The 7,130-nt window shown below is 46.0% G+C and carries 8 protein-coding genes; all 8 read right to left on the bottom strand.

Translation table 11 applies throughout. The features are described from left to right. Positions 1-1,475 (bottom strand): lysine--tRNA ligase (lysS, locus tag ACTO17_RS15470; RefSeq protein ID WP_482558561.1); only part of this gene is annotated, 1,475 nt, incomplete at its 3' end. Between the two features lie 107 nt (positions 1,476-1,582). Continuing rightward, positions 1,583-2,062: a transcription elongation factor GreA gene (greA, locus tag ACTO17_RS15465; RefSeq protein WP_482558560.1), complete on the bottom strand. Its 480-nt coding sequence runs from the start codon at positions 2,060-2,062 to the stop codon at positions 1,583-1,585. A gap of 82 nt (positions 2,063-2,144) precedes the next feature. Next, positions 2,145-2,732: a hypothetical protein gene (locus ACTO17_RS15460; protein WP_482558559.1), complete on the bottom strand. Its 588-nt coding sequence runs from the start codon at positions 2,730-2,732 to the stop codon at positions 2,145-2,147. Between the two features lie 57 nt (positions 2,733-2,789). After that, a complete protein-coding gene (dusB, locus tag ACTO17_RS15455; RefSeq protein ID WP_482558558.1) occupies positions 2,790-3,758 on the bottom strand; it encodes a tRNA dihydrouridine synthase DusB in 969 nt (322 codons plus the stop codon). A gap of 56 nt (positions 3,759-3,814) precedes the next feature. Next, positions 3,815-4,591 (bottom strand): type III pantothenate kinase, encoded by a 777-nt coding sequence (locus ACTO17_RS15450; RefSeq protein WP_482558557.1) that lies wholly within the window; start codon positions 4,589-4,591, stop codon positions 3,815-3,817. Continuing rightward, the gene (locus ACTO17_RS15445) at positions 4,591-4,944 is read right to left on the bottom strand and encodes a DUF6145 family protein (RefSeq protein WP_482558556.1); all 354 of its coding nucleotides are present in this window, start codon (positions 4,942-4,944) and stop codon (positions 4,591-4,593) included. Before ACTO17_RS15445 ends, ACTO17_RS15450 begins: the two co-directional genes overlap by 1 nt. A gap of 16 nt (positions 4,945-4,960) precedes the next feature. After that, the gene (locus tag ACTO17_RS15440; RefSeq protein ID WP_482558555.1) at positions 4,961-5,968 is read right to left on the bottom strand and encodes a biotin--[acetyl-CoA-carboxylase] ligase; all 1,008 of its coding nucleotides are present in this window, start codon (positions 5,966-5,968) and stop codon (positions 4,961-4,963) included. A gap of 25 nt (positions 5,969-5,993) precedes the next feature. After that, positions 5,994-6,980, bottom strand: coding sequence for an ornithine carbamoyltransferase (argF, locus tag ACTO17_RS15435; protein ID WP_482558554.1), 987 nt, complete (start codon positions 6,978-6,980; stop codon positions 5,994-5,996). Between the last annotated feature and the right edge of the window lie 150 nt (positions 6,981-7,130).

Here is a 7,130-nt window from a genome sequence, read left to right as displayed (position 1 = left end):
TTCATCGTCGGGAACAACAAAACATCCCGAATCGCCGGTGAATTCGTCATCATCATCACCATCCGGTCAATTCCGAACCCAATTCCGCCGGTAGGCGGCATGCCGATGCTCAGTGCATTCAGGAAATCTTCGTCGGTATGGTTCGCATCTGCGTCCCCGGCAGCCAGCAGCGCTTCCTGTGCCTCAAAACGTTCCTTCTGATCGATGGGATCATTCAGCTCGGAATAAGCATTGGCCATTTCCCAACTGTTCATAAAGAATTCAAAACGTTCCACATACTCCGGATTGTCCGGTTTCTTTTTGGTTAAGGGTGAGATCTCAACCGGATGATCCATCACAAAGGTAGGCTGAATCAGATGTTCTTCCACGTATTCCTCGAAGAACAGATTCAGAATATCGCCTTTCTTATGTCGGGCTTCGTATTCGATGTGATGTTCGTCTGCCAGTTTTTTAGCTTCTTCTGCGGTATGAATTTCATTGAAATCCACATTGGCATATTTCTTTACGGCGTCCACCATGGTAATCCGCTCAAAAGGCTTGGAAAGATCCATCTCATGTTCCCCGTAAGTGAGAATCTCAGAACCGGTCACTTCTTTGGCCACATAGCGGTAAAGGTTCTCGGTTAAGTCCATCATGCCGTGGTAATCGGTATATGCCTGATAAAGCTCCATTAAGGTAAATTCCGGATTGTGGCGGGTGTCCAGACCTTCGTTGCGGAATACGCGTCCGATTTCATACACGCGTTCCATACCGCCTACAATCAGTCTCTTTAAATAAAGCTCCAGAGAGATCCGCAGCTTCAAATCCTCATTTAAGGCATTGAAATGCGTCTCAAAAGGCCTTGCGGCTGCGCCGCCCGCATTGCTTACAAGCATAGGAGTTTCCACTTCCATAAAGCCCTGGCTGTCCAGATATTTCCGGATGCTGCTGAGAACTTTGGAGCGTTTTACAAAGGTATCCTTTACGTCGCTGTTCATAATCAGATCCACATACCGCTGACGGTAGCGGATATCTGTATCTGTCAGACCATGGAATTTTTCCGGCAGAATCTGAAGGCTTTTGGAAAGAAGAGTTACTTCCTGGGCATGAACAGAGATTTCTCCGGTTTTGGTTTTGAAAACCTCTCCTTTGATGCCTAAAATATCGCCTACGTCATATTTCTTGAAATCCTTGTAGCTGTCCTCTCCGATACTGTCTCTGGCAACATATGCCTGAATATTTCCCTGTAAATCCTGTACGTTACAGAAGGATGCTTTTCCCATGACACGTTTGAACATCATTCTGCCTGCTATGCTTACAGTCTGCCCTTCCATGGAGTCAAAATTGTTTTTGATTTCCATGCTGTGACTCTTAACATCATATTTTGTTATCTGGAACGGATCTTTTCCGTTATCCTGCAAATCCTTTAATTTATCATGGCGGACCTTCAATAACTGATTTAAATCCTGTTCCGCCGGCTGATTGTTCTGTGCCATTTTCTTTTCCTCCATTCTGTATGATTGCCTGAGCCGATGTCTGCCGCTGCTTTCATAGGTCAGAACCGTCTGGTACTGGCTTTTGCCGTCAAGTATTTGGCTGCCATTTAGTTGGAACGCTGGATTTCCAATACTTTATACTCCAACATGCCTGCCTGGGTTTCTATTTTTACCGTATCGCCCACTTTTGCTCCGATTAAGGATTTGCCTACCGGAGATTCGTTGGAAATCTTGCCCTGCAGGCTGTTTGCCTCTGTGGAGCCTACGATTTTATATTCCAGTTCTTCTTCAAATTCAAAGTCATAAATCTTTACCCGGCAGCCTACGCTGATCTTGTCCAGGTCCACTTCATCTTCCACTACAACTTCAGCATTTTTCAATATTTTTTCGATTTCTTCAATTCTGGCTTCTATGTCCCGCTGTTCGTCTTTGGCAGCGTCATATTCTGCATTTTCTGAAAGATCTCCCTGCTCTCTTGCCTCTTTGATTTTCTGGGCAACCTCTTTTCTCTTTACTACTTTCAGGTCATGCAGCTCTGTTTCCAATTTCTGCAGGCCTTCATAAGTTAATAAATTTTTCTTTTCCATAACACAACACCTTCCTATTACATTATATATTTAATATCAAAAGACAGCTTCCTTTTACGGAACTGTCTGCAAAAACAACGAATTATCTCTCTTTAACAATCACAGTATTATACCCGATGGGTATGGAAATGTCAAGATTCTGCAGCATTTTCACCCGGCTCCAGGGTCTTTTATATAAAGGAATGTAAAGGATGCCCTCCTTCATGTAACGGTAATGGCAGTTTCCCCTGCGCTCCATATCCAAAATGACATTGATGCCCTCCAAAGATATTTCTTCCCGGCGGCTTGTCTGAACCACCAGTCCGGTATCCTCATACATTCTTTCAATATAGGAAGCAAAATATTCAGGACGTTGGGTTGCAATCCGCAGAAAATTCAAATCATTGGAAATCTGTTCCAGTACAAGCTCCACATCATCCTCATCCAACATGGATTCCGGCGGTGTATCTGTATCCAGTAAAAGCGGACTGAATGTCCGGTAATCCATTGCATATTTATCCAGAATTTGTTCTAAAATCCATCGCAGCTGAGGCAGAAACGGATTTCCCTCTGCCGATGCTTCCTCCCAGATTTCCTCCTCCGTCAGCGTTTGAGAGCGCTTTTTTATTTCATTAAGTTTGTGCTTCAGCCAACCCAAAATTCCTGTTCTTTTCTGTTTTTCTTCTACCACCTGGCTCCTCCGGCTTATCCATTTTTCCAATTATATGAAGGGGCGGTAAAAGAAATGTCAGAAAGATACGATAGTCCGAAATAATGATGCTAACTGCTCATAGGTTTCCACTTCATTGATTTTGCCTCTGAGCCTGGCGGAATTCTTGTAGCCGCCGGTATACCAGGCCGCATGTTTGCGCATTTCCCGGATGGCAACGGTTTCACCTTTAAATTCAATCTGGGCTCTGGCATGGCGCAGAAGCAGTTCTGTCACTTCCGGCAGCTCTGGTTTTGGCAGTTCTTCTCCGGTTTCCAGAAAATGCAGGATTTGGCGGAAAATCCATGGATTTCCCTGGGCGGCTCTTCCGATCATAAATCCATCGCAGCCTGTCTGGGCTTTCATTCTGAGTACATCCCGGCCGTTTCGTATGTCTCCGTTTCCAATGACAGGGATAGAAACTGCTTCCTTTACCTGACGGATGATTTCCCAGTCTGCTTCTCCGGAATAGTATTGCTCCCTTGTTCTTCCATGGATTGCCAGAGTAGAAGCGCCTGCCTCCTCCAGTATTTTTGCCATCTCAACGGCGTTGATATGCTCTTCATCAAAGCCCTTCCGAATCTTTACTGTCACCGGTTTCTGTATGGCTTTTACAGTTTTTGACACGATTTCATAGGCCAGCTTCGGCGTTTTCATCAGGGCGGAGCCTTCCCCGTTATTCACCACCTTAGGCACGGGGCAGCCCATATTGATATCCAGAATATCAAAGGGCCGATCTTCTATTTTTTTGGCCATTTCGCTGATAATTTCTGGATCTGCGCCGAACAGCTGCAGGGAAAGGGGCCGTTCTTTTTCATGGGCTGTCAGTAATATTTCTGTGTTTTTATTGTTATAATAAATGCCTTTGGCGCTTACCATCTCCATACAGAGAAGTCCTGCTCCCTGTTCTTTGCAGAGCATGCGAAATGGCAGGTCGCATACCCCTGCCATCGGCGCCAGAATCAGGTTATTTTCAAGCATTACATTTCCGATTTTTAATTTTTCCATTGCTTTTCCTATATTCTGTGATTCTGCTTTGTGTTGTTTGAATATATTCTGCCGTTTTATTTTCCCCGGTTCTGTTTATTGTAAATCAGCCGGAGACCCTGCAGCGTCAGGGTAGGATCGTAGATGTCAATTTCATCGGTTTCATTTGCAATAATTTTGCCAAGGCCTCCGGTGGCCACCACCTTCAGATTTTTGTAACCAGTTTCTTTCTTAGTCTGGCGGATGATATATTCCGTCTGCCCAATCTGGCCGTAAATCAGCCCGGCCTGCATACTGCTGATGGTTTCTCTGGCAAGGATGCTGCCTGGTTTTCGGATTTCTATTTCCGGCAGTTTTGCCGCATCTTCCCACAATGCTTTGGCGGAGGTGCGGATTCCGGGCGCGGTGACGCCGGATACAAATGAGCCTGTTTCATCCACCAGATCGTAGGTAGTCCCTGTTCCGAAATCAATGACAAACACCGGCCCGCCGTACTGCTCGAAGGCTGCCGCCGCATCCACAATCCGGTCTGCGCCCAACTGCCTGGGATTTTCTGTGGCAATCCGGATGCCTGTCTTGATTCCGGGCTCCACCACCACCGGTTTGATATCAAAATATTTGATAAAGGAGCTTAACAGGGAATGCATCACATTCGGCACTACGGAGGCAATGATTACGTCCCTGATTTTTTCCGGATTTAACTTGTTGTGGGAAATCAGATCCCGAATACAGATCCCATATTCATCGGAAGTCCGCTGCAGTTTAGTGGTCATACGAAAGGTTGCCTCTAACTTCTGCTCCGCAAATACTCCGAAGGTAATATTGGTGTTTCCCACATCTACAACTAATAGCATTATAATTCCTCCACATCCTCTTCTGAAAATTCTTCTCCCAGGAAAAATACTTTGAAATACAGCTCCAGAGAATTCAGCAGTTCCTGCTTTGTCTGCTGAAGCTGCTTGACTTTCAGCACGCTTCCAATGCCATCATACAGCAAATCCCCTTCATCTGCCGCCGTCTGAAACTGCAGACTGCCTGTTTCATCGAAAAACAATGTAAGGACGCCGCCGATATCTTCTGTATACAATACGCACATAATCTTCAATTCATCTTTGATGCCGTCGGGCAGAGACTCAAATTCCTCATTCAGATAATATTTTTTCGTATAAGCGCTGGAACCGCACAGAATAACTTCTTCCTGTTCCATGATACCTTAATCCTCCTTACACATATCCGTAAATTCCCCGGACTGACACTTCCCCGGAAGATACTTTTTCCACGCCCTGAGCCCGCTCCACCAGAAGTTCTCCCCGGCTGTCGATTCCAAGGGCTGTGCCCTCGAATTCTCCTCCAGGGTCCAGCACGCGCACCCTGCGCCGGCAGTTTACCAGAAGGGAATTGTATTCTTCAAAAAGGGCGGATAAATCCTGGGTGTTCAGATAAATTTCATAATAATGTTCAAACTGTTCCAGAACATTTCCCAGTAATCCTGCCCTGGAAATCTGCGGGGTTTTTCCTGCATGCTGCAATTCCAGATCCAAAGAAGCTGCCGTCTTGGCAATCTCCGGCGGAAATTCTGTCTGATGCACATTGATCCCGGTGCCTACCACAATGTGATTGACATAATCGATCTGCGCGCTCATTTCTGTCAGAATTCCTACAATTTTTTTGCCGTTTACCACAATGTCGTTGGGCCACTTGATTCTGGCGTCCAGTCCTGTGACAGCCCGGATTCCCGCTGCCGCTGCCAATGCCTGCACCAGAGTCAGCATGGAAGCGTTGGCGGGATCGATGTCCGGCTTTAATAATATTGTAAAAAAGATTCCGGTTCCATGGGGGGAATTCCAGGCTCTTCCCCGCCTTCCCCGGCCGAACGTCTGCATGTCCGCCACAAATACCGTTCCATGGCCTTCTGTGCCTCTGGTTTCTTCCGCCACGCGTTTTGCTTCTGTATTGGTGGAATCAATTTCATCATAATAACGGATGGGATGTCCCAGCCATTTGGTGGAAAGGCAGCTTTCGATTTCATTTTTAGACAAAATATCAGGTACAAACACCAGGCGGTAGCCTCTGTTTTGCACGGCTTCTATTTCATATCCGGTTTCTTTTAACTGTTTCATGGACTTCCAGACTGCCGTACGGGACACGCCAAGGCGTTCACAGAGCTCCTGGCCGGAAACATAGCTTCCCGGCTCTGCCTGACGAAGCAGCCGCAAAATTTCTGTTTTCATTACTTCCTCCGGAATTACCAACAAACTATTTTAATGTAGCATACATAATGGCCTTGATGCTGTGCATCCGGTTTTCAGCCTCGTCAAATACCACAGACTGGCTGCTCTCAAATACCTGATTTGTCACTTCCATTTCAGACAGGCCGAATTTCCCATGAATCTGTCTGCCGATGGTTGTCTCTAAATCATGAAAGGCCGGCAGGCAATGCATGAAAATAGCGGTGGGTTTGGCATTGTCCATGATGTTCTGATTGACCTGATAAGGCATCAGCTCCCGGATTCGGCTTTCCCAGACTTCTTCCGGTTCTCCCATGGACACCCAAACGTCGGTGTAAATCACATCTGCGTCTTTGGTTCCCTCGGCTGTGTCTTCGGTCAGAGTTACAGAAGCTCCTGTCTGCGCTGCAATTTCTCTGCAGTAAGCCACAAGCTCTGCATCCGGGAAATAATTTTTACTGGTGCAGGCCACAAAATCCATACCCAATTTTGCACATGTTACCATCAGGGAATTACCCATATTATAGCGGGCGTCTCCCATAAACACCAGTTTCATTCCTTTCAGCCGGCCGAATTTTTCCTGAATGGTCATCATATCCGCAATCATCTGGGTGGGATGGAATTCGTTGGTCAGGCCGTTCCACACCGGAACGCCGGCGTATTCTGCCAGTTCTTCCACGATTTCCTGACCGAACCCCCGGTATTCGATTCCGTCATACATTCTGCCCAGTACCCTTGCAGTGTCTTTGATGCTTTCTTTTTTCCCAATCTGGGAGCCGGAGGGATCTAAATAAGTTACATGCATGCCCAAATCATAGGCTGCAACTTCAAAAGAGCACCTGGTTCTGGTGCTTGTCTTTTCAAAAATCAACGCAATATTTTTGCCTTTTAATTCGTCATGGGCGATTCCCTGTTTCTTTTTCTGTTTTAATTCCATGCCCAATTCCACAAGATATGTAATTTCCTCCGGTGTAAAATCCTTTAATTTTAAAAAGCTTCTTCCTGTAAAATTCATTTCTTCCCCTTCCTGTTCTTCTCATGAGTAATAATTGCCTTATTTTTCCAAAGCAAGCCCATAAACAGCGAACGTTTTATATTTGGATACGGACAGAACTACCGGATGGCCCTTTAACACACAAACTCCTGTGTATCGAAATATAGATTG

The organism is Petralouisia sp. (genome assembly GCF_056822245.1).
Note: the sequence above shows the minus strand (reverse complement) of the source record. Positions and strands in the feature narration are given on the sequence as shown.

Excerpts from the sequence above, each read along its gene's own strand:
- greA (WP_482558560.1), bottom strand. The coding sequence starts at position 2,062 with ATGGAAAAGAAAAATTTATTAACTTATGAAGGCCTGCAGAAATTGGAA.
- ACTO17_RS15445 (WP_482558556.1), bottom strand. The coding sequence starts at position 4,944 with ATGGAACAGGAAGAAGTTATTCTGTGCGGTTCCAGCGCTTATACGAAA.
- argF (WP_482558554.1), bottom strand. The coding sequence starts at position 6,980 with ATGAATTTTACAGGAAGAAGCTTTTTAAAATTAAAGGATTTTACACCG.
- ACTO17_RS15450 (WP_482558557.1), bottom strand. The coding sequence starts at position 4,591 with ATGCTATTAGTTGTAGATGTGGGAAACACCAATATTACCTTCGGAGTA.
- dusB (WP_482558558.1), bottom strand. The coding sequence starts at position 3,758 with ATGGAAAAATTAAAAATCGGAAATGTAATGCTTGAAAATAACCTGATT.
- ACTO17_RS15440 (WP_482558555.1), bottom strand. The coding sequence starts at position 5,968 with ATGAAAACAGAAATTTTGCGGCTGCTTCGTCAGGCAGAGCCGGGAAGC.